26 protein-coding genes and 5 tRNA genes are annotated in these 25,006 nt (G+C 53.4%); 11 read left to right on the plus strand and 20 right to left on the minus strand.

Going from position 1 to position 25,006, the window contains the following annotated elements; all coding sequences use genetic code 11:
* Nucleotides 1-74: 74 nt before the first annotated feature.
* Nucleotides 75-446: a hypothetical protein gene (locus J8Z22_RS09485; protein WP_028115065.1), complete on the plus strand. Its 372-nt coding sequence runs from the start codon at nucleotides 75-77 to the stop codon at nucleotides 444-446.
* Here the strand turns inward: J8Z22_RS09485 and rrtA are convergent.
* The 3 genes from rrtA to J8Z22_RS09500 are packed head-to-tail and all read right to left on the minus strand — an operon-like array spanning nucleotide 436 to nucleotide 2,787.
* Nucleotides 436-1,041, minus strand: a complete 606-nt coding sequence (rrtA, locus tag J8Z22_RS09490; RefSeq protein WP_252010192.1) for a rhombosortase — start codon at nucleotides 1,039-1,041, stop codon at nucleotides 436-438. The genes J8Z22_RS09485 and rrtA overlap by 11 nt on opposite strands.
* On the minus strand, nucleotides 1,034-1,732 hold the full coding sequence (gene queC / locus J8Z22_RS09495; protein WP_252010193.1) for a 7-cyano-7-deazaguanine synthase QueC: 699 nt from the start codon (nucleotides 1,730-1,732) through the stop codon (nucleotides 1,034-1,036). The genes rrtA and queC overlap by 8 nt, the downstream gene beginning before the upstream one ends.
* Nucleotides 1,729-2,787, minus strand: coding sequence for a PLP-dependent cysteine synthase family protein (locus J8Z22_RS09500; RefSeq protein ID WP_252010194.1), 1,059 nt, complete (start codon nucleotides 2,785-2,787; stop codon nucleotides 1,729-1,731). The genes queC and J8Z22_RS09500 overlap by 4 nt, the downstream gene beginning before the upstream one ends.
* 167 nt (nucleotides 2,788-2,954) lie before the next feature.
* Here J8Z22_RS09500 and J8Z22_RS09505 point away from each other — a divergent pair, with 167 nt between their 5' ends.
* Nucleotides 2,955-3,143, plus strand: coding sequence for a DUF3820 family protein (locus J8Z22_RS09505; RefSeq protein ID WP_371878131.1), 189 nt, complete (start codon nucleotides 2,955-2,957; stop codon nucleotides 3,141-3,143).
* A 454-nt stretch (nucleotides 3,144-3,597) separates the two neighbouring features.
* On the opposite strand, the gene J8Z22_RS09510 is transcribed toward J8Z22_RS09505, so the two are convergent.
* The 6 genes from J8Z22_RS09510 to J8Z22_RS09535 all read right to left on the minus strand — a co-directional run bounded on the left by J8Z22_RS09510 (nucleotide 3,598) and on the right by J8Z22_RS09535 (nucleotide 5,934).
* Nucleotides 3,598-4,713, minus strand: coding sequence for an ADP-ribosylglycohydrolase family protein (locus J8Z22_RS09510; protein WP_252010195.1), 1,116 nt, complete (start codon nucleotides 4,711-4,713; stop codon nucleotides 3,598-3,600).
* 162 nt (nucleotides 4,714-4,875) lie between these two features.
* Nucleotides 4,876-4,960, minus strand: a tRNA-Tyr gene (locus J8Z22_RS09515).
* A 217-nt stretch (nucleotides 4,961-5,177) separates the two neighbouring features.
* Nucleotides 5,178-5,262 (minus strand) — tRNA-Tyr (locus J8Z22_RS09520).
* 164 nt (nucleotides 5,263-5,426) lie between these two features.
* A tRNA-Tyr gene (locus J8Z22_RS09525) sits at nucleotides 5,427-5,511 on the minus strand.
* Nucleotides 5,512-5,558: 47 nt separating this feature from the next.
* Nucleotides 5,559-5,643, minus strand: a tRNA-Tyr gene (locus J8Z22_RS09530).
* 206 nt (nucleotides 5,644-5,849) lie between these two features.
* Nucleotides 5,850-5,934 (minus strand) — tRNA-Tyr (locus J8Z22_RS09535).
* 463 nt (nucleotides 5,935-6,397) lie between these two features.
* Between J8Z22_RS09535 and J8Z22_RS09540 the strand changes: the two genes are divergently transcribed.
* Nucleotides 6,398-6,889: a VC2046/SO_2500 family protein gene (locus J8Z22_RS09540; RefSeq protein WP_084144362.1), complete on the plus strand. Its 492-nt coding sequence runs from the start codon at nucleotides 6,398-6,400 to the stop codon at nucleotides 6,887-6,889.
* A 91-nt stretch (nucleotides 6,890-6,980) separates the two neighbouring features.
* On the plus strand, nucleotides 6,981-7,265 hold the full coding sequence (locus tag J8Z22_RS09545; RefSeq protein WP_028112361.1) for a DUF406 family protein: 285 nt from the start codon (nucleotides 6,981-6,983) through the stop codon (nucleotides 7,263-7,265).
* 73 nt (nucleotides 7,266-7,338) lie between these two features.
* On the opposite strand, the gene J8Z22_RS09550 is transcribed toward J8Z22_RS09545, so the two are convergent.
* Together J8Z22_RS09550 and J8Z22_RS09555 are read right to left on the minus strand one after the other, a co-directional pair.
* Nucleotides 7,339-7,797, minus strand: coding sequence for a YchJ family protein (locus tag J8Z22_RS09550; RefSeq protein WP_252010196.1), 459 nt, complete (start codon nucleotides 7,795-7,797; stop codon nucleotides 7,339-7,341).
* The gene (locus J8Z22_RS09555) at nucleotides 7,794-8,351 is read right to left on the minus strand and encodes a nuclear transport factor 2 family protein (protein WP_028112363.1); all 558 of its coding nucleotides are present in this window, start codon (nucleotides 8,349-8,351) and stop codon (nucleotides 7,794-7,796) included. Before J8Z22_RS09555 ends, J8Z22_RS09550 begins: the two co-directional genes overlap by 4 nt.
* A 199-nt stretch (nucleotides 8,352-8,550) precedes the next feature.
* On the opposite strand from J8Z22_RS09555, the gene smrA reads away from it, so the two are divergent.
* Complete coding sequence (gene smrA / locus J8Z22_RS09560) at nucleotides 8,551-9,132, plus strand: DNA endonuclease SmrA (RefSeq protein ID WP_035415618.1); 582 nt, start codon at nucleotides 8,551-8,553, stop codon at nucleotides 9,130-9,132.
* A 33-nt stretch (nucleotides 9,133-9,165) separates the two neighbouring features.
* On the opposite strand, the gene minE is transcribed toward smrA, so the two are convergent.
* The 3 genes from minE to minC are packed head-to-tail and all read right to left on the minus strand — an operon-like array spanning nucleotide 9,166 to nucleotide 10,912.
* Nucleotides 9,166-9,423, minus strand: a complete 258-nt coding sequence (gene minE / locus J8Z22_RS09565) for a cell division topological specificity factor MinE (RefSeq protein ID WP_028112365.1) — start codon at nucleotides 9,421-9,423, stop codon at nucleotides 9,166-9,168.
* A complete protein-coding gene (gene minD / locus J8Z22_RS09570) occupies nucleotides 9,423-10,235 on the minus strand; it encodes a septum site-determining protein MinD (protein ID WP_028112366.1) in 813 nt (270 codons plus the stop codon). The genes minE and minD overlap by 1 nt, the downstream gene beginning before the upstream one ends.
* A 23-nt stretch (nucleotides 10,236-10,258) precedes the next feature.
* Entirely contained in the window at nucleotides 10,259-10,912 is a 654-nt protein-coding gene (gene minC / locus J8Z22_RS09575) for a septum site-determining protein MinC (protein WP_028112367.1), read from the minus strand.
* A 123-nt stretch (nucleotides 10,913-11,035) separates the two neighbouring features.
* Here minC and J8Z22_RS09580 point away from each other — a divergent pair, with 123 nt between their 5' ends.
* The 4 genes from J8Z22_RS09580 to J8Z22_RS09595 all read left to right on the plus strand — a co-directional run bounded on the left by J8Z22_RS09580 (nucleotide 11,036) and on the right by J8Z22_RS09595 (nucleotide 15,569).
* Nucleotides 11,036-11,323: a YcgL domain-containing protein gene (locus J8Z22_RS09580; protein WP_028112368.1), complete on the plus strand. Its 288-nt coding sequence runs from the start codon at nucleotides 11,036-11,038 to the stop codon at nucleotides 11,321-11,323.
* A gap of 18 nt (nucleotides 11,324-11,341) precedes the next feature.
* The gene (locus J8Z22_RS09585; protein ID WP_051252527.1) at nucleotides 11,342-12,310 is read left to right on the plus strand and encodes a lytic transglycosylase domain-containing protein; all 969 of its coding nucleotides are present in this window, start codon (nucleotides 11,342-11,344) and stop codon (nucleotides 12,308-12,310) included.
* A gap of 194 nt (nucleotides 12,311-12,504) precedes the next feature.
* Nucleotides 12,505-12,921, plus strand: coding sequence for a YcgN family cysteine cluster protein (locus J8Z22_RS09590; RefSeq protein ID WP_051252529.1), 417 nt, complete (start codon nucleotides 12,505-12,507; stop codon nucleotides 12,919-12,921).
* Nucleotides 12,922-13,649: 728 nt separating this feature from the next.
* Nucleotides 13,650-15,569 carry a methyl-accepting chemotaxis protein gene (locus J8Z22_RS09595; protein WP_252010197.1) on the plus strand — a complete coding sequence of 640 codons (1,920 nt, stop codon included), beginning with the start codon at nucleotides 13,650-13,652 and terminating at the stop codon, nucleotides 15,567-15,569.
* A 65-nt stretch (nucleotides 15,570-15,634) separates the two neighbouring features.
* Here the strand turns inward: J8Z22_RS09595 and dsbB are convergent, their stop codons facing one another.
* Complete coding sequence (dsbB, locus tag J8Z22_RS09600; RefSeq protein ID WP_051252533.1) at nucleotides 15,635-16,186, minus strand: disulfide bond formation protein DsbB; 552 nt, start codon at nucleotides 16,184-16,186, stop codon at nucleotides 15,635-15,637.
* Nucleotides 16,187-16,275: 89 nt separating this feature from the next.
* The gene (gene nhaB, locus J8Z22_RS09605; protein WP_028112372.1) at nucleotides 16,276-17,868 is read right to left on the minus strand and encodes a sodium/proton antiporter NhaB; all 1,593 of its coding nucleotides are present in this window, start codon (nucleotides 17,866-17,868) and stop codon (nucleotides 16,276-16,278) included.
* A 307-nt stretch (nucleotides 17,869-18,175) separates the two neighbouring features.
* On the opposite strand from nhaB, the gene fadR reads away from it, so the two are divergent.
* Nucleotides 18,176-18,886, plus strand: a complete 711-nt coding sequence (gene fadR / locus J8Z22_RS09610; RefSeq protein ID WP_028112373.1) for a fatty acid metabolism transcriptional regulator FadR — start codon at nucleotides 18,176-18,178, stop codon at nucleotides 18,884-18,886.
* Nucleotides 18,887-18,939: 53 nt separating this feature from the next.
* Here the strand turns inward: fadR and J8Z22_RS09615 are convergent, their stop codons facing one another.
* The 3 genes from J8Z22_RS09615 to J8Z22_RS09625 are packed head-to-tail and all read right to left on the minus strand — an operon-like array spanning nucleotide 18,940 to nucleotide 23,690.
* On the minus strand, nucleotides 18,940-20,445 hold the full coding sequence (locus J8Z22_RS09615) for a SpoVR family protein (RefSeq protein WP_252010198.1): 1,506 nt from the start codon (nucleotides 20,443-20,445) through the stop codon (nucleotides 18,940-18,942).
* Between the two features lie 23 nt (nucleotides 20,446-20,468).
* A complete protein-coding gene (locus tag J8Z22_RS09620) occupies nucleotides 20,469-21,737 on the minus strand; it encodes a YeaH/YhbH family protein (RefSeq protein ID WP_028112375.1) in 1,269 nt (422 codons plus the stop codon).
* Nucleotides 21,738-21,755: 18 nt separating this feature from the next.
* The gene (locus tag J8Z22_RS09625; protein ID WP_252010199.1) at nucleotides 21,756-23,690 is read right to left on the minus strand and encodes a PrkA family serine protein kinase; all 1,935 of its coding nucleotides are present in this window, start codon (nucleotides 23,688-23,690) and stop codon (nucleotides 21,756-21,758) included.
* Between the two features lie 411 nt (nucleotides 23,691-24,101).
* Here J8Z22_RS09625 and J8Z22_RS09630 point away from each other — a divergent pair, with 411 nt between their 5' ends.
* Entirely contained in the window at nucleotides 24,102-24,314 is a 213-nt protein-coding gene (locus J8Z22_RS09630; protein WP_028112377.1) for a hypothetical protein, read from the plus strand.
* Between the two features lie 60 nt (nucleotides 24,315-24,374).
* Here J8Z22_RS09630 and sodB read toward each other — a convergent pair whose 3' ends face one another.
* Nucleotides 24,375-24,959, minus strand: a complete 585-nt coding sequence (gene sodB, locus J8Z22_RS09635; RefSeq protein ID WP_028112378.1) for a superoxide dismutase [Fe] — start codon at nucleotides 24,957-24,959, stop codon at nucleotides 24,375-24,377.
* Nucleotides 24,960-25,006: the final 47 nt, after the last annotated feature.

Below are 25,006 nucleotides of genomic sequence, written 5' to 3' on the forward strand. Positions count from 1 at the left end.
GGGTTGGTGCGGCGCCTTCAGGTCGAAAATCGGGCCGAAGATGCCGGGCACCACAGCGATGTGGAGGGCGAGTTATGCAAAAAGCATTGGGCATTACCCTTTTTGCTGTCGCCGCTGTTGCGGCACTGATCTTGGGCAGCATGGAGGTAGAGAACGCAAAACGTCAGCAGGTCGATAGCGCACAGGCTGAATTGTTACAGCCACAGCCTCAAGCGCGGATGTTTGATACCAGTGGCATGATCTACGATTACAGCCAGCCAGAGACTCCCGATATTAACCAATTGCTGCAAGATTACCCTACCGCCGCCGGAGCCATTCGCGAAGCGGTGCGGGATAATTTGGCGTACGAAGCGGCAGTGGAAGGTGACTACGAGCAGGCGTATCGGCAGATGGCTCTGGCCTTCAAGGAAGGCCACGGCCAAGGCAGCTATGCCACTAGCTGGTAATGGAGCGTTCAGGTTGGCGCTTCAGTTGCATCAGCCCGACAAACAGCAACGCTGACAGCACGCCGTAGAGGTGGGCTTCGACGGCAACTCTGGCCTGAATCAAGCTTGCCAGGTCGCCGCTGGCGCCCACCACATTTTCCCAGGTGACCTTGGCGATAACCCCAATCAGAAGCAGTGGCCCCAGTTTGCTGCCGTTTTTCCAGTCCTGAATGGCGCCATAGGTAAACCAACTGTGCAGGACGGCACTCAGTCCGACATAACGTTGGGTGCCGTCGACCCACCAATACACACCCAGGCTGATGCACAGACCACAAAACAAACTCAACATGAGAATGGTTGAGAAACGAAAGTGAGGCTGGAACAGCCCTAACATCACCGCCATCCCCCCTAAATTCATCAGCAGATGGTAGCCGTTGCTGTGCAACAGGTGCCCGGTGAACAGGCGCCACCACTGATCGTGGTCCAGGTGTGGCCGTGACCAGATCAGGGCGTCATGAAACTGCGGCAGCAGGTACAGGCCAACGGCCAGGATGGCCAGTAGCGCCGGCATACTCCACTGGCTGGCGCTGGGCCAGCCCCATTTGTCTTTAATCAAGGTGAGCCTTTTGTCGTGCATCGCTGAGGACGGTGTCCCGGTGGTTCAAGTAGTCTTCCAGCCCGCGACTGCGTAAGTGGCAGGCGGGGCAGTCGCCACAGCCTTTGCCTTTAATGCCGTTGTAACAGGTGAGGGTATGATCCCGAACGAGAGCCAGAGACTGGTAGTGGTCGGCCATGGCCCAGGTTTCTGCCTTGTTGAGCCACATTAACGGTGTGACCAGCTTCAGCGGCCGGTCCATACCCTGAACCAGAGCAGACTCCATCGCCTTGACGAAGTCATTGCGGCAGTCCGGATAACCGGAGAAGTCGGTTTCACACACACCGGTGATGACCGCTTCGGCACCAATCTGATAGGCGTAGATCCCGGCCAGGGTCAGAAATAGAATGTTCCGGCCAGGCACAAAGGTATTTGGCAGGCCATTGTCCATCAGGGCGTGATCCACCTGAATGTCATCCCGGGTCAGGGCAGAGATGGCCAGTTCGTTCAGCAGGCCGACGTTAAGCACCTTGTGGGCTGTGACGCCGAGCTGGGAGGCCAGTGCCTGAGCGACTTCGATCTCTTGACGGTGGCGCTGGCCATAGTCGAAGGTAATGGCGTGTACTTCATCGTACTGTGTCAGAGCCTGTACCAGACAAGTGGTGGAATCCTGGCCGCCGCTAAAGACGACTACGGCTTTGGTAGTGCTCATGACAGCTCTCCGGTTTTTGCAAATGCATTCAGTTTGGTCATATAAGGTTCGATATCGCCAATATGGGTCGCGACCCATTCATTATCATAATAGCTGTCCAGATAGCGTTCGCCGCTGTCGCACAGCAGCGTCACAATAGAGCCGGACTCACCGCGCGCGGCCATCTCGGAGGCCAGTTGCAGGGCACCATAGAGGTTAGTGCCGGTACTGGCACCGGTTTTTCTGCCCAGAATCGATTCCAGCCAGTGAACCGTGGCTACCGAGGCCGCATCGGGAATTTTACGCATTTGGTCGACGACCCCCGGGATAAACGAAGGTTCTACCCGCGGCCGGCCAATCCCTTCGATGCGGGAACTGTGGTGGCTGCTGATGTTGACATCGCCCTGTGTGAAGTAGTCGTAAAACACCGAGTTGTCCGGATCGACCACACACAGTTCGGTGTTCAGTTTCTGGTAGCGAATGTAACGGCCAATGGTGGCTGAGGTACCGCCGGTGCCCGGACTCATTACCACATAACGTGGCTCGGGAAAGCGCTCTCGCTGCATCTGGTTGAAGATGGCGTTGGCGATGTTGTTGTTACCCCGCCAGTCAGTGGCCCGTTCGGCGTAGGTGAATTGATCCATGTAGTGGCCGTTGCGCTCGCGGGCCAGTCGTTCGGATTCAACGTAGATGTCCTTAGGGTCGACCAGGTGGCAGATGCCGCCATAGAACTCAATCTGTCGAATCTTCTTGCTGGCGGTGGAGTGCGGCATCACCGCGATAAACGGCAGCCCCAGTAAGCGGGCAAAATAGGCTTCAGACACCGCAGTAGAGCCGGAGGAGGACTCGATCACCGGTGTTCCCTCGGTGATCCAGCCGTTGCTCAGGCCGTACAGGAACAGTGACCGGGCCAAGCGGTGTTTCAAGCTGCCGGTTGGATGGGTGCTTTCGTCCTTGAGGTAAAGATCGACCTCGGGCAGGCAGGGAAGATCCAGTTTAATCAGGTGCGTATCGGCACTTCGCTGGAAATCGGCTTCAATCTGGGCAATAGCCCAGTTTACCCAACGACGAGACATCTTTATGATTCCTTCTGAGTTCGGAGCGGTGAACCTGAAGATGCGCAAGTCGCGTCAGCCTGATTATGGAGTCAGGTCAGGTTGTTAGTCCATCCGGTAACGTGATAACTGAGCAGGCATGGTACCCAATGCAAACCGAAGTGTTAAGAGAGTTAGCCACCCAACGCATGCCTTTTGGTAAATACCAAGGGGTGATTATGGCGGACATTCCTATCGCCTACCTGGTGTGGATGCAAAACAAGGGCTGGCCCAATGGCCCCATTGGTGAAAAACTGGCGCTGTTATTGGAGATCAAACACAACGGCTTGGGTTATCTGCTAACCCCATTAAAGGAACGGGACGACAGTGGCTACTGACGCCGCCAGGCGGTGTGGCCGTCAAAAAGTGGTTTGTGCTGCATAGGCAATTTAGTTAATTGTCTTGCCATGCCCGCGTACGCGGATATCCAGTGTCTGTGCTTTTCCTTGTTCTTACGAAGGTGAGAATCCAGCCTCTGTTTTTTCAATTAAAAACAAAGTCGCTGGGCCCTCGCGTTCGCAAGGGCGACGGTGCGAATAGGTTGGGTTTGCGATAACCAAGTCGCTATTGGAGCTTCTGCAAAGCGCGTATTCCTTATATGCTAATCAACCCTTTGCCGAGGTGGTTGTCACCGCAGGCAATGACTCCTTTGCCGAGGTGGTTATCATCCTAGGTTAATCACTCCTCGGTCGTGCCCGCGAACGCGGGTACCCAGTGTCTTTTCTCTTAGCTGAATCCAAGCCACAGGGCCGTAACGCTCGAAAGGGTGAAACTAAGAGGGGCATTAATGGACTAAGCCAGTTCTGCGTTGCAATGACCAAGGTCGGCATCTTTGGCAAGCTGAATGGCGTCATTCACCCAGCGTTGGTGGTCCTTTAGTCCGGTAATCAGGCGCTTGGGGATAGCACTCAGGCCCAGATGAGCACCGCATAGGGCCCCGGTCATCGCCGCTCTGGCCATGTTATTACCGCCGCTATTGATGGCGGTCAATATCGGCTTCTCAAAGCTGTCAGGAGTGTGCGCTGCCAGGAAGAAAGCAGCAGGCATCAGCATAGAGAGAGAACAGGCCATGCCGTAAACTTGGGCAATGGCTTCCGGCGGCTGCACCTGAATGTGGGGGCTTTGTGCCGCTTGAATCCACCAGCCCATACCCAGTAGCACGTCGGGAAATGGTAATTCACGACTCGGGCGAGGCGGTGTCAGCCCCAGGTGTTGCTCTTCGGCCAATACAGCGTGAGTAAAGGGCAGTTCTCCCCGCAGTATCATCTGACGCATGGTTTGGCCCAGATTGCCGTCCAGTGGCATACCGGCCACCAGAGCACCGATGACGATGCCAAAGGCGGTGGATGCGGTGACAATGGCAGGATCGCGGTGAGTCAGACGAGCGCAGGCGGCGCAGTGGAGTCCCGCTTGCATCAAATCACCATGATAGCGAGCACCAATCAGTACGGCTCGTTGGGCTGCTTCTGAGGTATCGGCTAATGAGGCAAAATCATCGTCATGCCAGTGTTTACCTTCCACTTTAAGGGCATACCAGATGTCGCGGATAGGTTGCTCGGTAAACCGGCCACTTTCTGGCTCGCCATCAAGGGTATCTAGCAGCGGTTCGAGCCGTCGAAGGTAATCTTCTTCTTGGTAGGTTCCTTTGGCGACCAGACTTTCCAATAGAAGTTGCTGAAATTGACCGGTTTGAGAGACATCTCCTAATTCAACACCGTCGTGGTAGCGTCCTGGATGCACAGGCACGTAACCGCAGATCGGAGTAGGGTAGGCGGCGTGCAGTTCGTCAAGGTCGTAATACCAATGTGGGCCGACGCCCAGCGCATCGCCGATGATCGAGCCCATAACGGCTCCGGCTGCGCGGTCTTGTTGGGGTGTCAGGGAATCGGCAAAGTGGTGATCGGACATGGCGGCGCTCCCGAAGTCGTGTCTGACTTACAGTGTAGCCTGAGTCGGTCGACTGACACCCCAAGGGCGATAGAGTAAGGGGTGATTTGCTGTCGTCTTTTGACCGTTGTTGCTTTCGATGAGACAAACAAAAACGCCGCCCAGAGGGCGGCGTTGAAATGATGGTGGAGGGGGAAGGATTCGAACCTTCGAAGGCGGAGCCGTCAGATTTACAGTCTGATCCCTTTGGCCACTCGGGAACCCCTCCACGGAATTCTCTAGACAGATTGTTTAACGTGCGTCTACCTAACACGGTACTCGTGTGGCCAGGGAATCAGACAAGTCTTCTCACTGTTACCTTTTGGGGCCACTCAGGAATGCCTTTACGGAATTCTCTCGATAGATTGTTTAACGTGCGTCTATCTAACTCGGGGTTTGGGTAGCTGTTCGGTTAAGCATAGGTGGTTAACCGAGTATGGCAATGATGGTGGAGGGGGAAGGATTCGAACCTTCGAAGGCGGAGCCGTCAGATTTACAGTCTGATCCCTTTGGCCACTCGGGAACCCCTCCACGGAATTCTCTAGACAGATTGTTTAACGTGCGTCTACCTAACACGGTGCTCGAGTGGCCAGAGAATCAGATGAGTCTGCTCACTGTTACCTTTTGGGGCCACTCAGGAACCCCACCACGGAGTTCGTTTGTCACTGCCCGCCAGGGGCGTGCAGTGTAAATAATGGTGGAGGGGGAAGGATTCGAACCTTCGAAGGCGGAGCCGTCAGATTTACAGTCTGATCCCTTTGGCCACTCGGGAACCCCTCCACGGAGTTCGTTTGTCACTGCTCGCCAGGGGCGTGCAGTGTAAATAATGGTGGAGGGGGAAGGATTCGAACCTTCGAAGGCGGAGCCGTCAGATTTACAGTCTGATCCCTTTGGCCACTCGGGAACCCCTCCACGGAATTCTCTTGATAGATTGTTTAACGTGCGTCTATCTAACACGGTGCTCGTGTGGCCTAGGAATCAGACGAGTCTGCTCACTGTTACCTTTTGGGGCCACTCAGGAATGCCTTTACGGAATTCTCTCGATAGATTGTTTAGCGTGCGTCTATCTAACACGGGGTTGCTTGTCACCGACCGCCAGGGGCGTGCAGTGCAGATAATGGTGGAGGGGGAAGGATTCGAACCTTCGAAGGCGGAGCCGTCAGATTTACAGTCTGATCCCTTTGGCCACTCGGGAACCCCTCCACGGAATTCTCTCGATAGATTGTTTAACGTGCGTCTATCTAACACGGTGCTCGTGTGGCCAGGAATCAGACAAGTCTGCTTGCTGTTACCCTTTAGGGCCACTCGGGAACCCCTCCACGGAATTCTTTCGATAGATTGTTTAACGTGCGTCTATCTAACACGGTGCTCGTGTGGCCAGGAATCAGACAAGTCTGCTTGCTGTTACCCTTTAGGGCCACTCGGGAACCCCTCCACGGAATTCTTTCGATAGATTGTTTAGTGTGCGTCTATCTAACACGGCGCTCGTGTGGCCAGGCAATCAGACGAGTCTGCTCACTGCTACCTTCTGGGGCCAATCAGGAACCCCTCCACAAGTGCGGCGCTATAGTATCAGAGCATTGGCAGGTGTAAAGCCCTTGGTTCAACTTTTTCCTAAAGTTTTATGTTGTTAGGCCGATAAAGAGACTGAACTCAGGATTTTTGGATGTTTTCTATGCAGGTTGAGACCATGTTGGTCAATGAATGGCAATTGGGGGATTCCCTTAGCCAGGCCATTCAAACTGAAAGGCGCAGTGACTTTGGCTTAATGTTAGCCATGTTGTCGCAAGACGTCTGCCTGCATGGTGAGTTTCAGCTGCCCAAGCCGGCCTTGCCGGAGCAACAGGATCTGCGTCAGCGTTTCCAGTTGCCAGAAGAAGCCGCCTTGAAACGGGAGTATCAGGAATCCGATGCAGGGGTGCGGATTGCATCGGCATTTCAACGCTCCGGCCTCAGTCAATCCAGATTGCAACATTGCTTGTCCCCCGACGCCCTGACTTACCAGGGAAAACGTGATCACGGTATGCAGGTGGCCATCGACAACTGTGCGCCATCTGTCACTAAGGCGGCGAAGGCCTACGCGGCTAACAAACCGGCTAGATGGCCATTGGATCAACTATTGGCAGCTCAGCGACTTCAAGCCTCGGCAATTGCCTGAGGGCCGAAATGATTGTGATCTGGCTCACCCCTATTTAGGTTCAGCTGCGGCTATAATTTCAGTCGAATCCCTATCATTCTTGAGGTAATAGATGAGCGCAGAGAAACAAGACGTGGCGTGCGATGCATGTGGCGTGTATCTGGACATCGGTTCCATGATCGCTGAAGACGACAATGTATTGGCTTTGCCTATTCAGGCAAAAGATGAAGCTGCGGCCCTGGCGTTTTTTGGTGATTATCTGACCCGGGCTCAGGCACGTTTCGGTGACAGTGTCACCAGCGAAACAGAATGGGATGCAGAGAAGGGCGAGATGAAGGCTCGTCTTATCTTTAGTTGCGCCGCAGAACGAATCATTTTTGAGATGGAACAGGCATAACAGCCAGACTAAACTCAATAAAAAGGAGTGCCTCGGCACTCCTTTTTTTATGGCAAGTGAGTACTTCTGTTACTCAGAGACAACATTTTTTGGCCTTCTTGCCACTGCCACAGGGGCAAGGATCGTTGCGACCCAGCTTTAGTAGGGGTTGAATGTCGCCATCGCAGTAATGCCAGCGATCCTCAAGCCTTTGAAAGCGAGAGCGTTCCCATAACGCCAGGATTTCGCTGCCTTGGCGATACCAGGCTTTGAACTCTACCTCGCCCTGATCGCCGGAATCAGCAGGGACGTCGACGATCTGCAGGCCGACAAAGTCACTGTCGCGGCAACTGTCGGCTAATTGTTCCACGGTGAGTGAGGCGCGATATTGCGGGTGGTGAGTCGCCAGAAGGTAGTCGGCTTTGCCCTCTACAAAGGCGCAGTAGCGAGATCGCATCAGTTGCTCGGGGGAGGAGGCATGGCTATCGCCGCAATGAAGCGGTTGGCAGCAGAGGCGGTACGCCAGGTTGCTGCCACATTGACAGTGACTCATTTGCTATTAGCCTGCTGAGGAAGGGCCGAAGGGGAGTACTCCTTGTAGTACAGCCCTTTTTGGCGTTGAGCATCGGTAAATCGATCGACTCGGGTACGATTAGCCGAATCACTGATGATGCGCCACTGTTTATCCTGATCTTGTTGGAAGCTCATGATGAACTTGCCGACAAATTCGCTGGAAGGCTGTTCGGTGCTGTGATCCGGAGTGTATACCACCAGATAGTAGCCCGCGTCGGTAATGGTGTCGCCACTGATTTGGCGATTGACCACGCGATAGTGCACCTTCAGTTCGGCGCCCCGTTTTTCGATTTTCTTAAACCAGTGGGCCAGGCCATCGGCAATTTCCATACGGCCATTAAGCAGCCCCTCTTCTTTGGAGGCGCTGATCAGACAGGCATTGTCACTGTAGTAGCCAGTCAAGGTATCTGAATCCAGGCTGTTGTACGCAGCGCTGATTTCGTCATAGATACGGTTGATGGCCCCATTGACGTCCTCTTGTGCGCTGACCGGGCCGGCCAGCAATAATGCCAATAACAGGCTAAAAACTCGCACTCAGGTGCTCCACATTTGCTACACAATTTTACTATCGCTGTCAGACTGAATTTCGTAAAGGTTGAAACCATTACAAAGTTTGACATAGGCCAGGGGAAACGCCCTTCTGAGCAAATGCTAGGCGGTTAACCACCGGCGGCCTGAAGCGTTAAAACGGATTCGGTATACTACCAAAGTCACGATAAAAGCGGAGGCTATTATGCAATCAAACGAGATGGATGAGTTTCTGAATGCGATGGCCGATGTGAAACCCATTGGACAGCAGGATAAGTGCTGTGCGGTGGGCAGCAAAAGCAAGCCATCTGAGGCACAGATTGCCCGCCGCATGGCGGCTGAGGCCAGCATCGATGGTGAACAGGACGGGGTCAGTGATGCAGCGATGCCGTTAGTCGATCCTGACGATCCCATCGGCTTTGCTCGCGACGGTGTTCAACATGGGGTGTATAAGAATTTGCGCCTGGGAAAGTACCAGATCGATGCCCGCCTGGATCTGCATGGCCACAATGTCGCCGATGCGAAACAGACTTTGTTACAGTTTATTAAAGATTGTCAGCGATGTGAGGTGCGTACGGCGCTGGTGTTGCATGGCAAAGGCCGTCAGTCGAGTCCGGTGAAAGGAATGCTGAAAAGTTGCGTTGCCCACTGGTTGCCTCAGATCAAAGAGGTGTTGGCATTCCATTCGGCACTCAAGCCCCATGGAGGAACCGGTGCCGTGTATTTGCTATTGAAGAAAAGCGAACGCCAGAAAGCGGATAATCGCGAGCGTCATCAGAAGCGTTAGAGAGCATAAAGCCGGCGATTGCCGGCTTTATGGTTACTGGTGGTCGGGTAGGGTGATGTTCAGTTCCAGTACCGCCCACTGGTTGTCGGTTTTGTCCAGCTGTACCTTAACGTTGTCCGCATCGACGCTGACGTATTTGGCCAGAACCTGCAGAATATCCCGCTCCAGATCCGGCAAGTAGTCCGGCCCCTGTCTCTGGGCCCGTTCATGGGCGACCACGATCTTGAGGCGGTCTTTAGCCAGGTTGGCGCTGGCCGGTTCCTGTTTGCGGAAGTAATCCAGAATCGACATCATTTCCCTCCAAACAACCTTTTCAGCAAGCCTTTCTTTTCCACCTCGGTAAAGCGCATTGGCCGGGTTTCACCCAGCAGACGGGCGACGGTATCTTGGTAGGCCTGTCCGGCATCGGACTGATCGTCCATGATGACCGGGTTACCAGCATTGGATGCTTTCAACACCGCTTGAGATTCGGGAATGATTCCCAGCAGCGGAATGGCCAGAATCTCCTCGATATCGGTCACCGCCAGCATCTCTCCATTTTGCACTCGAGTAGGGTTGTAGCGAGTCAACAGCAAGTGTTCCACCACCGGTTCGAGGTTCTGCTCGGCACGCAGAGATTTACTTTGCAGCATGCCAATGATGCGGTCTGAATCCCGCACCGACGACACTTCCGGGTTGGTGGTGATGATCGCTTCATCGGCAAAATACAGCGCCATCATGGCGCCGTTTTCAATCCCGGCCGGGCTGTCGCAGATGATAAACTCAAACTCCTGTTTAAGTTGCTCCAGCACTTTGCCAACGCCGTCTTGGGTCAGCACGTCCTTATTGCGGGTCTGTGAGGCCGGCAGAATGTGCAGCCGGTCGCATCGCTTGTCCTTGATCAGGGCTTGATTGAGGTTGGCGTCACCTTGAATCACGTTGACGAAGTCATACACCACCCTGCGTTCGCAGCCCATAACCAGATCCAGGTTTCTTAGCCCGATATCAAAATCAATGATGACGGTTTTATGGCCCGCCTGAGCCAGTCCCATGCCAATGGCGGCACAGCTGGTGGTTTTACCAACGCCGCCTTTGCCGGAGGTGACAACAATGACCTTCGCCATTTCACTACATCCTCGTAATTGGGTTAGAAATTGATGGGGTCCAGCGTCAGCTGACCTTGCTGTTGGGTGGCCATTACCCCTTGTTGCCAATGGGCTTGGTCTATCTGCTCGGTGAGCCAGAAGTAGCCGCCGATGGACAACAGTTCTGCCTGTTGGTTGGCACAAACAATGGAGGCATTGTGCTGACCGTTGGCACCGGCAATGGCGCGCCCTCTTAGCGTTCCAAGGATTTGAATGCTGCCGTCGGCAATCACCTCGGCGCCGTTGCTGACCGAACCGATGATCACCAGATCGCCACCCTGGGCGTAGATCTGTTGACCCGAGCGTACTGAGCGGCGAACGACCTTGGTGGCAGTGGTGGTGCCACTGCTGCCGCGAGAGGGGTTCAAAAGTGCGATGCCGTGGCATTTTGCCTGTATTTTGTGGGCATCGTGTGCGTTGCGAATACCCAAGGGATTGAGGTGATGGTCTCGAATCAGCTGCATCAACTCGAGCAGATCAACGCCAGGATCGACCCGGCTCAGGTCCGCTACTAACGCCATATTTTCAAACAGAGACGGGGCGTGCTGAACGTGCTGTTTGAGTTGTTGTGCAATGTCGGCCAGGGTGGTGCCGGACAGTTTTAATACAGGCAGGGTAAAACTTGAACTGGTGAAGTCGATGCCAGACTGCTGCATCTGTGGATTCCCCGTAAACCCCGGCACAGTGGCCGGTTGAACGCTATTTTTTAGTGGCGGTCATGGTATAGTGGCAAACACCACGACGCAAGCAAGCCGCAGGCTTATTTTCTAAGTATTCAAATGATTTGTGCTATCTATAAAAGTAACCGAAAGGCAGAGACCTACCTCTACATCAACAAGCGTGATGACTTTTCCGACGTGCCACAGGCATTGCTGGATACCTTTGGTCAGCCGCAGTTTGTAATGGTGGTGCCGCTGTCGAAGATCAAACAACTGGCTCAGGCGGATCTGGACAAGGTTAAGCAGGCGCTCAAGGATCAGGGTTTCTATCTGCAACTGCCTCCTCCACAAGAGGATCTGCTCAAGACCCACAAAGCATGGCTTGAAGAGAAACAGAATAACTCTTAACGGACTCTGGGGGACAGGATGACACTAAAGTGTTTAACCACAGCGGCGCTGTTGGTCGCGCTGCAGGTTCAGGCAACCGACAAGCCTGACTTCGAACAGTACGTACAGCAGCTGAAGCAGGAAGCGGCACAAAAAGAGTTCAGCGCAGCCACCATCGAGGCGGCATTTGATGGCATCAAGCTGCACAAGCGTGCCATCAAAGCGGATAAAAACCAGCCGGAGTTCAAAAAGACTCTGGACACCTATTTGCCCCAGGCCGTGCCGGACTGGAAAGTGGCCAAGGCCAAGAAGTTGCTAAATGAAAATCGTGAGCTGTTGCAACAGGTAGGCGATGCTTATGGTGTGCAGCCCAGATTCATCGTGGCGTTGTGGGGGGTGGAAACCAACTTCGGTAACTACACCGGGAATTTTTCGGTGATTGGTGCCACTGCATCGCTGGCGTACGACGGGCGCCGGGAAACTTTCTTTAAGGAACAGCTTTTTGCGGCTTTAACTATACTGGAACAAGGCCACATCAGTGCCAGTGAGATGAAAGGCTCCTGGGCCGGTGCCATGGGTCAGTGTCAGTTTATGCCAACCTCGTTTCTGGCCTATGCTCAGGATTTTGATGGCGATGGTAAAAAAGACATCTGGCACAACAAGGCCGACGTGTTTGCCTCCGCCGCCAATTACCTCAAGCAGGTCGGATGGAACGATGATCTGACCTGGGCCCGGCAAGTATCGTTGACCGAGCCGGTGGCTGAGACTGATAAAGGGCTGAAAGTGAAGAAAAGTCTGGCTCAGTGGCAGCAGATGGGGGTGCGCCGGTTTGATGGCAGCGATCTTCCCACTCGCGATATTCAAGCCTCTCTGGTTCAGCCTGACGACGCCCATGGCCGAAGCTATCTGGCGTACGCCAACTACGATGCCCTGATGCGCTGGAATCGAAGCCACTACTTTGTCGCCGCTGTGGGACACCTGGCCGACAGAATTAAGTTCTCTGACTGATCTATCTGATTCCGCCGCCGGTTCCGGCGGTGGATCACCTCCCGTGCTGCCTGCCACCGCTGTCATTGCCTGCCTGTGGATGAAATTCTACCCGGTTGCCGGTATAATCCCGCGCCTGACGTTCCAGAAGCAGTAGAAACAGAGGTAGTTTGGTGAGTGAACAACAGCCGTTTTGGCATAAGCCTTTACAGGATATGACCGAAAAAGAGTGGGAATCGCTCTGCGATGGCTGCGGCAAGTGCTGCCTGAACAAGCTGATTGATGATGATACCGAAGAGGTGTATTTCACCAATGTGGCCTGCAAGCTGCTTAATGACAAGACTTGCGATTGCCAGAAGTATGAACGTCGATTTGAGTGGGTTCCCGACTGTTACAAGGTAACACCGGAAAACGTCGCCACCATCGAGTGGCTGCCTCCAAGCTGCAGCTATCGGCGCCTGCAGGAGGGCCGGGGGCTGCCGAGTTGGCATCCATTGTTGACCGGCAGTAAGTCCGAGATGCATAAACAGGGCATGTCGGTACGTCGAAAGGTACTCAGTGAGTTACATGTGGGTCCGGATCCGGACTTGATCGGTTACATCGTAGTGTGGCCGCTGGATGAAATTGATTAAGCAGACAAAACCTAAAGAAACGGCGTGCTCAGGCACGCCGTTTTTTTTGGTTCTAAAATTAAGACCACAGGAATAAAACTGTTTTTTAAACAGGCCATAGAACAATAAATGGATCAATTAAATAGATCCAAAATCAATTCCTGATCTATTTAATTGATCAATGTGTGTCGTTATTATTTATCCTTGAATGTTGAGTGGGTTTTGCGGTAGGGAAAAATCTGTCGAATTAGATTGTTGTATGGCTCTGAATATTTACCTTTTGCCGGGTGACTTTAATTATTGCTCTGTGTTATTAATGCACTCGCTGGTCTAACTCATAGAATTCTGTAGGTTGGTCGGCACCGACACTTATCGCTGCCGCTGTCGACTCTGCACTAACTAGAACTGGCTAAGGTGCTGAAAATCAAGAGTTAAATGGTGGGGCTGGGAGTGAGTAGGACTAGGTCTAGCCGATGCCAGAGGGGCTGGAGTCGAACCAAATCAAGAATCAGGCGGGGAGCCTGTAGTGTGTGAATGATTTAATAATCCTTGGTGCTTCCAAGGTGTCAAAAAAATATCAAAGACAAATTGTCGGCGCCGTATAAATAGATGTTAGATTCCATGGTTTATTTTTGAATCATGTTTTTGATGTTTGATTGATAAATGCGCTTTTACAATAAGAGAGCATAAAGTGCTCCTTTTACCAATGGTCAGGTTCGGGTTCTTCTTTTAAGTTGGATGGGTTTTATATGAAAGGAATGAGTTTTAAGGCCAGCTTGATGCTGCTGTCGTTGTCACTGCTGGTGATGGCGTTGCTGGCCACCAGTGTGATGTCGGCTCGCAATCTGCAGCAGGCGGTTAGCCACCAGGTGCGGACTGCAATGCAGGAATCGGTAAACAGTGAGTCGGAGTCCATCAGTCGCTTTATCGAGCAAGGGGACCGTGCGGTACAGGGATTGGCGCAGATTTTTGATCAGGCGGGTCCGCAAAGCGATGATTATTACCTTCGCACCCTGAAAGATGCCGAAAAAATCAGCGGCATTGACGGGTTGATGGTGGGCATGGAGTCCGGTGCCGGCTATGCCAGTCAGGCGTTTCCGGGCTGGCCCGGCGGCATATTGGATCAGGCCGCCATCGACGTAACCGCCCGCAGTTGGTATCAGCTTGGCCGTCAGCGTACCGACAGTCAGGTGACCGATGTCTACTACACTGATGGAGCCTCCACCCCCTACCTGTCTATGGTGAAGCGCACTCGAAATGGCGTGGTGGCCGCCAGCCTGTCGATGTCGACCCTGGATGCCATCGTTGAAGCGGTGGACATCGTGGAGGGCACCATCGCCATTGTCACCGAGGCCAATGGCAACATCATCGGGACCACCTCGCAGTTTGCACCTCTGCAGAGTAATTTGTCGGCGGTTCCGGGCCTGGGAGAGCGGGCGCCTGCGGTGTTGGCCAGTGAACAACTGTTTTCGAATTACGTCTTAAATGGCATTGATAAGCTGGTCATTTCCAAGCGCATCCAGTTGCCGGGTGGTAAGCAGTGGTTTTTCCTCATCGCGGTCGAGGAGGAGGTGGCGTTTGCCGCAGTCGCCGAAGCCAACCGCACCGCCATTATCACCGCCATCATCAGCATTCTGATTTCGGCTCTGGTGTTGGTGGTGATGTTGCAGCGCCAGTATCGTCCCATCATCGCCTTGAAGGAGCGGGTGCTGGATCTGGCCGAAGGCGAGGGCGATCTGACTCAGCGAATGCAGGTCAACTCCCACGACGATCTTGGCCAAATCGCGCAGGGCATCAATACCATGGTCGGCTCGCTGCAAACCATGATGCTGGAGGTCCGTCAGGCCAGTGGCCAGCTGGCACACGGTGTGGAGGTACTTAAAGCCCAGGCGGAAGAGAACGAATCGACCCTGGCCAGCCATATGTCGGAAACCGATCAGGTCGTGACGGCTATGGAGGAACTCAACACCACCGCGGAAACCGTGGCGTCCAGTGCCGCCGAGGCTGCCCAGTTTACCCAGGAAGCCAATCGAACCGGTGAAGAGTCCAAGCTGATCGTGACCCAGGCGCAAAACAATGTTTCGGCGTTGGTGGGCGAAGTAGGTTCCACCGCCGACAACATTCAGAACATGAGTGAGGAAACTCAGAACATCAACGCCATTCTGGCAGTAATTGGTGAGATTGCCGATCAGACTAACCTGCTGGCGCTCAATGCCGCCATTGAGGCTGCTCGGGCTGGTGAGCAGGGACGGGGTTTTGCGGTGGTGGCCGACGAGGTGCGGGCGCTGGCGGGGCGAACTCAGCAGAGTACCGCAGAGATTGAAAATGCCCTGGCTGTACTGCTGCAAGGCTCCCAGACCGTGGTGTCGGCCATGGCCGGTACCCGTAAAACCTGTGAGGAGACCGCCAATGGCGCGAAAGAGGTGTCTCTTAGCCTGGAAACCATGAGTAATTTCGTTCGTGACATTAATGATCTCAGCTCTCAAATTGCCACCGCGGCGGAGGAGCAGAGCAGCGTCTCCCAGGAGATCAGTCGTAACATGGCTGCCATCAGGGAGATGGTGCTGAGGTTGTCAGAGAGTGGCAATAAGACGCTGGATGAAACCAATAGCTTGGCGGCAATAAATACTCAACTGCTGGGAATTGTTGGTCGATTTAAATTGGATTAATCGTTCCAGAGATGAATAAAAAAAGACCACGCTAAGCGTGGTCTTTTTTTATTCTGAGTGTTGAATTAATGGCAACCACCGCCGCAGCATTCGCTTCCGGAGTTGCTCTTTTTCAGGGTGGTCAGCCAGAACAGCAGGCACAACAGCAGGTGCACACTGAAGACGGCAATCAGCCACTGGGCCATGGAGAAGCCGAGGAAAGACCAGGGGGAATCGCTGCAGTCTCCGGTGGGCATAAACAGCGACGGTAACCATTCATGCAGTGGTGCCCATGCCGGGAAATTGGGAATGGCATCGCAGGTCGAGCCAAACAGAGTAGGGGGCGCGGTTTGCTTGGCGTGTAGGGTTAGGTTCAGAGACAAGGCCCAGGCGCTGGTGCCGGCCCAGCCGAGAAAACCGAAACGGCGTAACCAAAGGGAGTTTGGTGCGATGGCCGTGACCAGAGAGACCAGCATCAGTGCCAATACCGCAATGCGCACGTAGATGCAGTAGACACAGGGTTTAAGTTCGAGAATATGTTGGAAGAACAGGGCGATCAGCTCTAACAGTAATGCGGATCCTGCCAGCAGCAACCAGCTGCGTCGTTGGGTGGTAAATTGTTGAGCCTGAGTCAGCATCTATGGTCCTTACTACACTTCAAAAAAACGCCTCCGATTGTGGAGGCGTTTATTTGATATCGCAACAACTATCTGAAAATAGTTATCGTTTAATGTCCGGAAACACTCATGGCGTTGGCAGCGGCTTCGGCGACGGTATGGTGGCCGATCCAGCCAATGTCGTAGAAGTAAGCGGTGAAGTGCTCAAGCAGACCAAACTCAATGGCGCCCAGTCCCACCAGTGACATCACAATGGTGTAGGGCAGTGCCAGAATGACCATTCGACCATAAGACAGACGAATAAGTGGGGCCAGTGCCGAGGTCAGCAGGAACAGGAACGCCGCCTGACCGTTTGGTGTCGCCACCGATGGCAGGTTGGTACCGGTGTTGATGGCGACCGCCAGCATATCGAACTGGTCACGGGTGATCTTACCTTCCAGCAACGCCGACTTCACTTCGTTGATGTACACGGTTCCGACAAATACGTTGTCAGACACCATGGACAGCAATCCGTTGGCAATGAAGAACATCACCGCTTGAGTCTTGCCGCTGTAGGTCAGTACCCACTCGATAACCGGACCAAACAATCCCTGCTCGATGATCACGCCGACAATGGAGAAGAATACCGCCAGCAGTGCGGTGAATGGCAACGCCTCTTCAAATGCCTTACCGATGGAATGTTCGTCGATGATGCCATTGAATGAGGTGGTCAGGATGATAACCGACAGACCGATGAGGCCAACGGCTGCCAGGTGCAGCGCCAGGCCGACAATCAACCAGACACCGACCAGAGCTTGAATGATCATCTGGGCGCGTTCTTTGTTGGTACGACGGCTGTCTTCGTACTCGGCGTAGTCTTCCAAAATTTTACGAACGGAATCTGGCAGTTGTTCGCCATATCCGACGATTTTGAATCGCTCAACAAAGTAACAGGTCAACAGACCAGCAATCAGCACCGGCAGGGTAACCGGCATCATGCGAACCACAAACTCGGCAAACTGCCAGTTGGCCTGGGCGGCGATGATCAGGTTTTGAGGTTCACCCACCATGGTGCACACACCGCCAAGGGCAGTACCGACACCGGCGTGCATCATCAGATTACGCAGGAAGCCGCGGAACTGCTCCAGGTCGTCTTTGCACAGGTTTTCCTCTTCATCGTTGTTGTGGTCGTGGCTCTGATTGAAGTCTTTGCCAGAGGCAACCTTGTGGTAAATGGTGTAGAACCCCACCGCCACACTGATGATGACCGCAATCACCGTTAGCGCATCGAGGAAGGCTGACAGGAACGCAGAGAAGAAACAGAAAGCAAGTGACAACAAGGCCTTGGAACGAACCTTAGTCACCAACTTGGTAAAGATAAACAGCAGCAACTGCTTCATGAAGAAGATGCCGGCGACCATGAAGATCAACAGCAGAATCACTTCAAGGTTGGCTTCCAGTTCATGCAGAACCGTTGCCGGCGATGCCATGCCAATGGCAACGGCTTCGATGGCCAGCAGGCCACCGGGTTGGAGCGGGTAGCACTTCAGTGCCATCGCCAGGGTGAAGATGAATTCAACGACCAGCACCCAGCCGGCTACAAACGGATCGATTGCAAACAGTATGGGGTTGATGATCAAAAACGCGATGATTGCTAGCTTATACCACTTAGGCGCCTGGCCTAGGAAGTTATGAAAAAAGGCTTGGCGTAAACTTAGTGCCATAGCTTTCCTCTCTTATTTGTATATTTTTCGATTTTGTCGCACTCAGACGGACGATCATACTCGTTATTGGAGATAAGGTTAACTGACATTTAATATCAAAATTGTTTATCGATTTCTGAGATTGCTAAGGTTCGACCAGTTTTTTACAGTTTATTTGGCTGCAAATCCAGCAAACAGGTCGTTAGAGCTGTGGACGAGGTCAATTTGGGCAAATATTTGGGAAATGGATCTCATTTTTGAATTCAGGCTTTATTTGCTAAGATGGTTGAATTAAAAATCGTTCAAAAGTCGTAAGGCACCAGTGACTATGATAATAAAAGCGCAGAGTCCAGCAGGTTTTGCCGAAGAATATATCGTAAAATCCATCTGGAACAACAAGTTCGCGCCGGGGACCATCCTCCCTGCTGAGCGTGAATTGTCCGAGTTGATTGGGGTAACCCGGACCACGCTGCGAGAGGTGTTACAACGTCTGGCGCGTGACGGCTGGTTAACCATTCAGCATGGTAAGCCCACTCGGGTGAATAACTTCTGGGAAACTTCCGGACTGAACATTCTGGAAACCATCGCCCGCCTGGATCAGGACGGGGTCCCGGATCTGATGGACCAACTGTTGTCGGCTCGCACCAACATCAGTGCCATCTACATTCGGGGTGCCATTCGTTACAACCCAGTTCGAGCCCAGGAAGTGTTGTCTCAACTGGTGGACGTTGAAGACGAAGCCGGCGCCTTTGCCGACTACGATTACAACCTCAACCATTCGTTGGCAATGTCATCGGACAATCCGATTTACGCCCTGATTCTAAATGGCTTCCGAAGCCTCTACAGCCGTGTCGGCCGCTACTACTTCAGCCATGAGCCAGCCAGGGTATTGGCTCGAGAGTTCTATCAGGAGTTGTTGACCTGTGCCGAGAACGGCGATGCCGATTCGGTGCCGGGACTGGTGCGCAAGTATGGCATCGAGTCCGGTAAGTTGTGGCTGCACATTCGTGCCGATATGCCCAAAGACATCGCCGAATAAGCGCGAGTCAAAAAAAGCCCGCGGAAGCGGGCTTTTTTATGGTCGAAGCAACCTCAGTCTGTCTTGGTCTGACAGCGGCCGATGACCTCGGTACTGCCGTTATCCCGCTCCTCTTCCAGGTATACGTCAAAGCCCCAGAGTCGATGCAGGTGCTTCATCACTTCATCTTTGCTGTCCGCCAATGGCGCCCGGCTTTGGGGCAGATAACGCAGGGTCAACGAGCGGTCACCGCGAATCTTGACGTCCCACACCTGAATGTTGGGTTCCAGGTTCGACAGGTTGTACTGGGCCGACAGGTTCTGTCGTAACTCCCGGTAGCCTTCATCATTGTGAATCGCCCCTACCTCCAGGTAGCTTTTTCGATCGTCATCCTGAACCGTAAACAACTTGAATTGGCGCATTACCTTAGGTGACAGGTATTGGGAGATGAAACTTTCATCTTTGAAGTTGTTCATGGCGAAGTGCAGGGTATCGAGCCAGTCGCTGCCGGCGATTTCCGGGAACCAACGTTGATCCTCTTCATCCGGGGATTCACAGATCCGGCGAATGTCCTGAAACATGGCAAACCCCAGGGCATAGGGATTGATGCCACTGTAGTAGGGGCTGTTGTACTCTGGCTGCATCACCACATTGGTATGGCTGTGCAGGAATTCCATAATGAAGCGCTCGGTAACCAGGCCTTCGTCGTACAGGTGATTCATAATGGTGTAGTGCCAGAAGGTGGCCCAGCCCTCATTCATTACCTGGGTCTGTTTCTGCGGATAGAAGTATTGCGCAATTTTGCGGACGATTCGCACGATCTCCCGCTGCCATGGCTCCAGCAGCGGCGCATTTTTCTCAATGAAATAGAGTAGGTTTTCCTGTGGCTCTGAGGGAAAACGGCACTCCTCGCGATCGGCTTGCTCTGCCGGCGAGGCGGGCAGGGTACGCCACAGGTCGTTGACCTGAGACTGCAGGTAAGCTTCGCGCTCTTTCTGGCGTTGCCGTTCTTCTCGCAGTGAGATTTCTGCCGGCCGTTTATAGCGGTCGACACCGAAGTTCATCAGGGCGTGGCAGGAATCAAGAATCTCCTCCACCGCGTCGATGCCATGGTGCTCTTCGCAGTCGCTGATGTAGTTTTTGGCAAACACCAGGTAGTCGATGATGGAGTCGGCGTCGGTCCACGTTTGAAACAGGTAGTTGCCTTTAAAGAAGCTGTTGTGGCCGTAACTGGCATGGGCCATCACTAACGCCTGCATGGTGATGGTGTTCTCCTCCATCAGATAGGCGATACAGGGATTGGAGTTGATGACGATTTCATAGGCCAGCCCCATCTGGCCCCGCTTATAATTGCGCTCGGTATCGATGAACTTCTTACCGAAGGTCCAATGGGAGTAGCCGATGGGCATGCCGACGCTGGCGTAAGCATCCATCATTTGCTCGGCGGAGATCACCTCAATCTGATTGGGGTAGGTGTCGAGCCGGTACAGAGCGGCGATGCGCTCAATCTCATGGTGGTACTGGTCCAGAAGCTCAAAGGTCCAGTCTGGTCCGTCCGATAACGCGGTCTTTTTGCTCATAGGCTATCCCCTTAATCCAGAACTCAGGCCGTCTGCTTTTTGAATAGCTCTTTGAAGACTGGGAAGATGTCTTCTACCGAGCGAATATGTTGCAGGGCAAAGTGGGGGTGCGCACCGGCCAGGGATTCATATTCCCGCCACAGGGTCTGGTGCGCCCTGTTGGTGATCTCGATGTAAGTAAAATAGCGACTCAGAGGCAGCAGAGTGTCGTCGAGAATCTGCCGGCACAGCGGCGAGTCATCGGCCCAGTTGTCGCCATCGGAAGCCTGGGCGGCATAAATGTTCCACTGGTCTGCCGGATAGCGCTCTTTTTGAATTTCAGCCATCAGTTTCAGTGCGCTGGAGACGATGGTGCCTCCGGTCTCCTGACTGTAGAAAAATTCATGTTCATCCACCTCTTTGGCCTGGGTGTGGTGGCGAATAAATACCACGTCCAACTCCTTGTAGGTGCGGGTCAGGAACAGGTACAGCAGGATGTAGAAGCGTTTGGCGATGTCCTTGGTAGCCTGATCCATCGATCCCGAGACATCCATCAGGCAGAACATCACCGCCTTGGAGGTAGGCACGGCTCGTTTGGTGTAATTGTTGTACTTGAGATCGAAAGTATCGATAAAGGGCACCCTGGCGATCTTCTGCTCCAGCAGTTCGATCTCCTCCTCCAGAGCATGGATCTCTTCGGTGCTGGATCCCGGTGTATCGGTTAACTGCTGCAAACGGAGTTGCGCCTGCTTCAACGCCCGGCGTTTACCCGCGGTCATGGCAGTACGTCGGGCCAGGGATTCCCGAAGTGAGCGTACGATGTGAATGTTGGCCGGAATGCCTTCGGAGGTGATGCCGGCCCGAACGGTTTTAAACTCCACCATCTTGTCGAAGTTGTTCTTCTTCAGGTTGGGCAATGCCAGATCATCAAACAGGATGTCCAGATACTCATCCCGTGAGATCTCAAACACGAAATCATCGGCCCCCTCGCCACTGTTGGATGCCTGGCCTTGGCCACTGCCGCCTCCGCCGCCCTGGGGTGGACGTTCAATGCGATCGCCCCGCTGAAACTGATCGTTACCGGGATGAACCATGCGCCGATCACCACCCTTGCCGATATGGAACACCGGCTCGGAGATGTTTTTGGTGGGGATGCTGATGCGTTCCCCACTGTCGACATCGGTGACACTGCGGTTGGTGACGGCGTCGGATACGGCCTGCTTAATCTGTCGCTTATAGCGACGCAGGAAACGCTGCCGATTTACGGTGCTCTTTCCTTTATTGTTAAGGCGCTTATCGATGAAGTGCGTCATAGACTTCCTCCCGCCGCTCTAGGATGACTTCCGTACCCTCAGGTACCATTCGGACAGCAGCCGCACCTGTTTCCGGGTGTAACCTTTCTCCATCATCCGGTCGACAAAATCGTCGTGTTTTTGCTGCTCATCGGCTGAGGTTTTGGTGTTAAACGAGATCACCGGCAGCAGATCTTCGGTATTGGAGAACATCTTCTTCTCGATCACGGTACGCAGCTTTTCGTAGCTCACCCAGGCTGGATTCTTGCCAGAGTTATTGGCTCGGGCACGCAACACGAAATTGACGATTTCGTTTCGGAAATCCTTCGGATTGCTGATGCCAGCAGGCTTTTCAATCTTCTCCAGCTCGGCATTGAGGGCGCCACGGTCAAACAGTTGACCGGTTTCAGGGTCGCGATACTCTTGGTCCTGAATCCAAAAGTCGGCGTAGGTGACATAACGGTCAAAGATGTTCTGGCCATACTCGGAGTAGGACTCCAGGTAGGCGGTTTGAATCTCTTTGCCGATGAATTCGACGTATTTGGGAATCAGGTAGCCTTTCAGGTGCTCAAGGTACTTCTCAGCCTGATCCTGCGGGAACTGCTCTCGCTCGATCTGTTTCTCCAGCACGTAGAACAGGTGTACCGGGTTGGCTGCCACCTCACTGTGGTCGAAGTTGAACACCCGTGACAGAATCTTAAAGGCGAATCGGGTCGACAGGCCGTTCATGCCTTCGTCGACGCCGGCGTAGTCCTTGTACTCCTGATGAGATTTGGCCTTAGGGTCGGTGTCTTTCAGGGTTTCGCCGTCGTACACCCGCATCTTGGAGTAAATGGAGGAGTTTTCCGGATCTTTAAGGCGGGACAGCACGCTGAATTGAGACAGGATATCCAGCACGCTCGGTGCGCATTGTGCATCGCTCAGATCGGAGTTATCCAGCAGTTTTTCATAGATCTTCTTCTCTTCAGAAACGCGCAGGCAATAAGGCACCTTGACGATGTAGACCCGATCCAGGAAGGCTTCGTTGTTCTTGTTGTTACGGAACGTCTGCCACTCCGATTCGTTGGAGTGGGCCAGGATGATGCCATTAAATGGCAGCGCCGATAGGCCTTCGGTACCGTTATAGTTGCCTTCCTGAGTGGCGGTCAGCAGAGGGTGCAGCACCTTGATGGGCGCTTTAAACATCTCTACAAACTCCATCATCCCCTGGTTTGCTTTACACAGGGCGCCTGAGTAGGCGTAGGCATCGGCGTCGTCCTGAGCAAAATGCTCCAGTTGGCGAATGTCGACCTTACCAACCAGGGACGAGATGTCCTGGTTGTTTTCATCCCCGGGCTCAGTCTTGGCGATGGCCAGTTGATCCAGAATCGACGGGTAGACCTTGACCACCTTGAACTTGCTGATGTCGCCACCGAACTCGTGCAATCGTTTCGCGGCCCACGGCGACATGATGGTGCGCAAGTAACGCTTGTTAATGTTGTATTCGTTCTGCAGGATGCTGCCATCCTCTTCGAGATCGAACAGGCACAAGGGGGAATCGTTGACCGGGCTACGTTGTCCGTTGGCGCTGAGGACGTAGATCGGAATCTTGGACATCAACTTCTTCAGCTTTTCGGCCAGAGAGGACTTACCGCCCCCCACCGGCCCCAGCAGGTATAAAATCTGCTTGGATTCTTCCAGCCCTTGAGCGGCATGTTTAAGGTAGGCGACGATCTGCTCGATGGCCTCCTCCATGCCGTAGAATTCGGAAAATGCCGGGTAGCGTGGAACGACCCGGTTGGAAAAGATCCTCGATAGCGTCGGATCCTGGGCAGTATCGATCATCTGTGGCTCGCCAATGGCCAGCAACAGTCGCTCCGAAGCGCTGCTGTAGACGCTGGGATCCTTCTTGCACAACTGCAGATAGTCCTGAATGCCCATCTCTTCGTCGCGCGTCTGTTCGTAACGCTGTTGATAGTGCTGAAAAATAGTCATGGTTCTCCCCCTGAATCCAGTTTGGCAGTCCCTGCGGAGTTGGATTTCATCCCGTTTCCCAGATTTAAGCGTAGACCCTATATTTCGAGAGTGGACAGCAAACCTTAGATTTTTAAGATGAAATATTTAATCGGTTTTCCCGTTGAATGCCCGGAATCAACCAGCCTATATCTATAAGACCCTGGCTTTCGCACAGCGGTTTCAACTTAATACGTACGGCAGCGTCGAGGGATTCGCTTTTTTTTCACAGGATTGCAGCGTGATAGCGGGGTAGGGATGATGAAAAAATACTTGAGTATTAGTAGGTTGTAGCAGGCATAAATCCGTCATATAAGTGTAACGATAAACACCTACATTTCAGAGGGTTGCTTTGGTAGAGTTGAAGTGGTTGGTGACATAGGAAGTACCACGATGACCCAAGCAACTGTCGAACACATCTCGCTGGAGATGATCGCCACTTACGCCAAATGGTGTGGCATCCACTCCCGTGAGCAGTGGCAAAGCTACCATCAACATCATGTCCGTCCCAGTTGGGTACCGGATGACCCTGAAGCCTTTTTCAATCAGTATGGAGAGTGGCCGGGGTGGGCGTCGTTGACGGCGGGAGGCGACGTGAATCATTGAACGTTCGCCAACAAAAAAAGGGAGCCATCTGGCTCCCTTTTTTGATCAGAGGTCGACGGTTCAGGCACCGAAGTTCTGGTTCACAAAGTCCCAGTTTACCAGGGCCCAGAAACCTTTCATGTAGTCTGGACGTACGTTGCGGTAGTCGATGTAGTAGGCGTGCTCCCACAGATCGACGGTCAGCAGCGGGGTAACGCCGTCGTCGGTCAGCGGAGTGGCCGCATTGCTGGTGTTGACGATGGCCAGGCTGCCGTCGGCATTTTTCACCAACCAGGTCCAGCTGGAACCGAAGTTGTTGATGGCGGAATCGGTAAACTTGGCCTGGAACTCTTCGAAAGAGCCAAAGTTGGCGTTAATGGCATCGGCGATGGCACCGGTAGCCGCACCGCCGGCGTTGGGGGCCAGACAGTGCCAGTAGAAGGTGTGGTTCCAGATCTGGGCGGCGTTGTTGAATACGCCACCAGAGGAAGATTTTACAATTTCTTCCAGAGACTTACCGGCAAACTCGGTACCTTCAATCAGGCCGTTCAGCTTGACCACGTAGGTGTTGTGGTGCTTACCGTGGTGAAAATCCAGGGTTTCGGCAGAAATGTGAGGTTCTAGCGCGTCCTTAGCGTAAGGAAGGGCAGGTAGTTCGAATGCCATTTGCGTTCTCCATTTAGCTGTTTAGCTGTTGGTTTTTGTTCCGTATG

The sequence above is a fragment of the Ferrimonas sp. SCSIO 43195 genome (genome assembly GCF_023716685.1).
Classification (GTDB): domain Bacteria; phylum Pseudomonadota; class Gammaproteobacteria; order Enterobacterales; family Shewanellaceae; genus Ferrimonas; species Ferrimonas kyonanensis.

What these genes read in the sequence shown, in the direction of transcription:
- J8Z22_RS09485 (WP_028115065.1), top strand. Translation starts at nt 75, where the DNA reads ATGCAAAAAGCATTGGGCATTACCCTTTTTGCTGTCGCCGCTGTTGCG.
- queC (WP_252010193.1), bottom strand. Translation starts at nt 1,732, where the DNA reads ATGAGCACTACCAAAGCCGTAGTCGTCTTTAGCGGCGGCCAGGATTCC.
- J8Z22_RS09500 (WP_252010194.1), bottom strand. Translation starts at nt 2,787, where the DNA reads ATGTCTCGTCGTTGGGTAAACTGGGCTATTGCCCAGATTGAAGCCGAT.
- J8Z22_RS09505 (WP_371878131.1), top strand. Translation starts at nt 2,955, where the DNA reads ATGCCTTTTGGTAAATACCAAGGGGTGATTATGGCGGACATTCCTATC.
- J8Z22_RS09510 (WP_252010195.1), bottom strand. Translation starts at nt 4,713, where the DNA reads ATGTCCGATCACCACTTTGCCGATTCCCTGACACCCCAACAAGACCGC.
- J8Z22_RS09540 (WP_084144362.1), top strand. Translation starts at nt 6,398, where the DNA reads ATGTTTTCTATGCAGGTTGAGACCATGTTGGTCAATGAATGGCAATTG.
- J8Z22_RS09545 (WP_028112361.1), top strand. Translation starts at nt 6,981, where the DNA reads ATGAGCGCAGAGAAACAAGACGTGGCGTGCGATGCATGTGGCGTGTAT.
- J8Z22_RS09550 (WP_252010196.1), bottom strand. Translation starts at nt 7,797, where the DNA reads ATGAGTCACTGTCAATGTGGCAGCAACCTGGCGTACCGCCTCTGCTGC.
- smrA (WP_035415618.1), top strand. Translation starts at nt 8,551, where the DNA reads ATGCAATCAAACGAGATGGATGAGTTTCTGAATGCGATGGCCGATGTG.
- minE (WP_028112365.1), bottom strand. Translation starts at nt 9,423, where the DNA reads ATGTCGATTCTGGATTACTTCCGCAAACAGGAACCGGCCAGCGCCAAC.
- minD (WP_028112366.1), bottom strand. Translation starts at nt 10,235, where the DNA reads ATGGCGAAGGTCATTGTTGTCACCTCCGGCAAAGGCGGCGTTGGTAAA.
- minC (WP_028112367.1), bottom strand. Translation starts at nt 10,912, where the DNA reads ATGCAGCAGTCTGGCATCGACTTCACCAGTTCAAGTTTTACCCTGCCT.
- J8Z22_RS09580 (WP_028112368.1), top strand. Translation starts at nt 11,036, where the DNA reads ATGATTTGTGCTATCTATAAAAGTAACCGAAAGGCAGAGACCTACCTC.
- J8Z22_RS09585 (WP_051252527.1), top strand. Translation starts at nt 11,342, where the DNA reads ATGACACTAAAGTGTTTAACCACAGCGGCGCTGTTGGTCGCGCTGCAG.
- J8Z22_RS09590 (WP_051252529.1), top strand. Translation starts at nt 12,505, where the DNA reads ATGACCGAAAAAGAGTGGGAATCGCTCTGCGATGGCTGCGGCAAGTGC.
- J8Z22_RS09595 (WP_252010197.1), top strand. Translation starts at nt 13,650, where the DNA reads ATGAAAGGAATGAGTTTTAAGGCCAGCTTGATGCTGCTGTCGTTGTCA.
- dsbB (WP_051252533.1), bottom strand. Translation starts at nt 16,186, where the DNA reads ATGCTGACTCAGGCTCAACAATTTACCACCCAACGACGCAGCTGGTTG.
- nhaB (WP_028112372.1), bottom strand. Translation starts at nt 17,868, where the DNA reads ATGGCACTAAGTTTACGCCAAGCCTTTTTTCATAACTTCCTAGGCCAG.
- fadR (WP_028112373.1), top strand. Translation starts at nt 18,176, where the DNA reads ATGATAATAAAAGCGCAGAGTCCAGCAGGTTTTGCCGAAGAATATATC.
- J8Z22_RS09615 (WP_252010198.1), bottom strand. Translation starts at nt 20,445, where the DNA reads ATGAGCAAAAAGACCGCGTTATCGGACGGACCAGACTGGACCTTTGAG.
- J8Z22_RS09620 (WP_028112375.1), bottom strand. Translation starts at nt 21,737, where the DNA reads ATGACGCACTTCATCGATAAGCGCCTTAACAATAAAGGAAAGAGCACC.
- J8Z22_RS09625 (WP_252010199.1), bottom strand. Translation starts at nt 23,690, where the DNA reads ATGACTATTTTTCAGCACTATCAACAGCGTTACGAACAGACGCGCGAC.
- J8Z22_RS09630 (WP_028112377.1), top strand. Translation starts at nt 24,102, where the DNA reads ATGACCCAAGCAACTGTCGAACACATCTCGCTGGAGATGATCGCCACT.
- sodB (WP_028112378.1), bottom strand. Translation starts at nt 24,959, where the DNA reads ATGGCATTCGAACTACCTGCCCTTCCTTACGCTAAGGACGCGCTAGAA.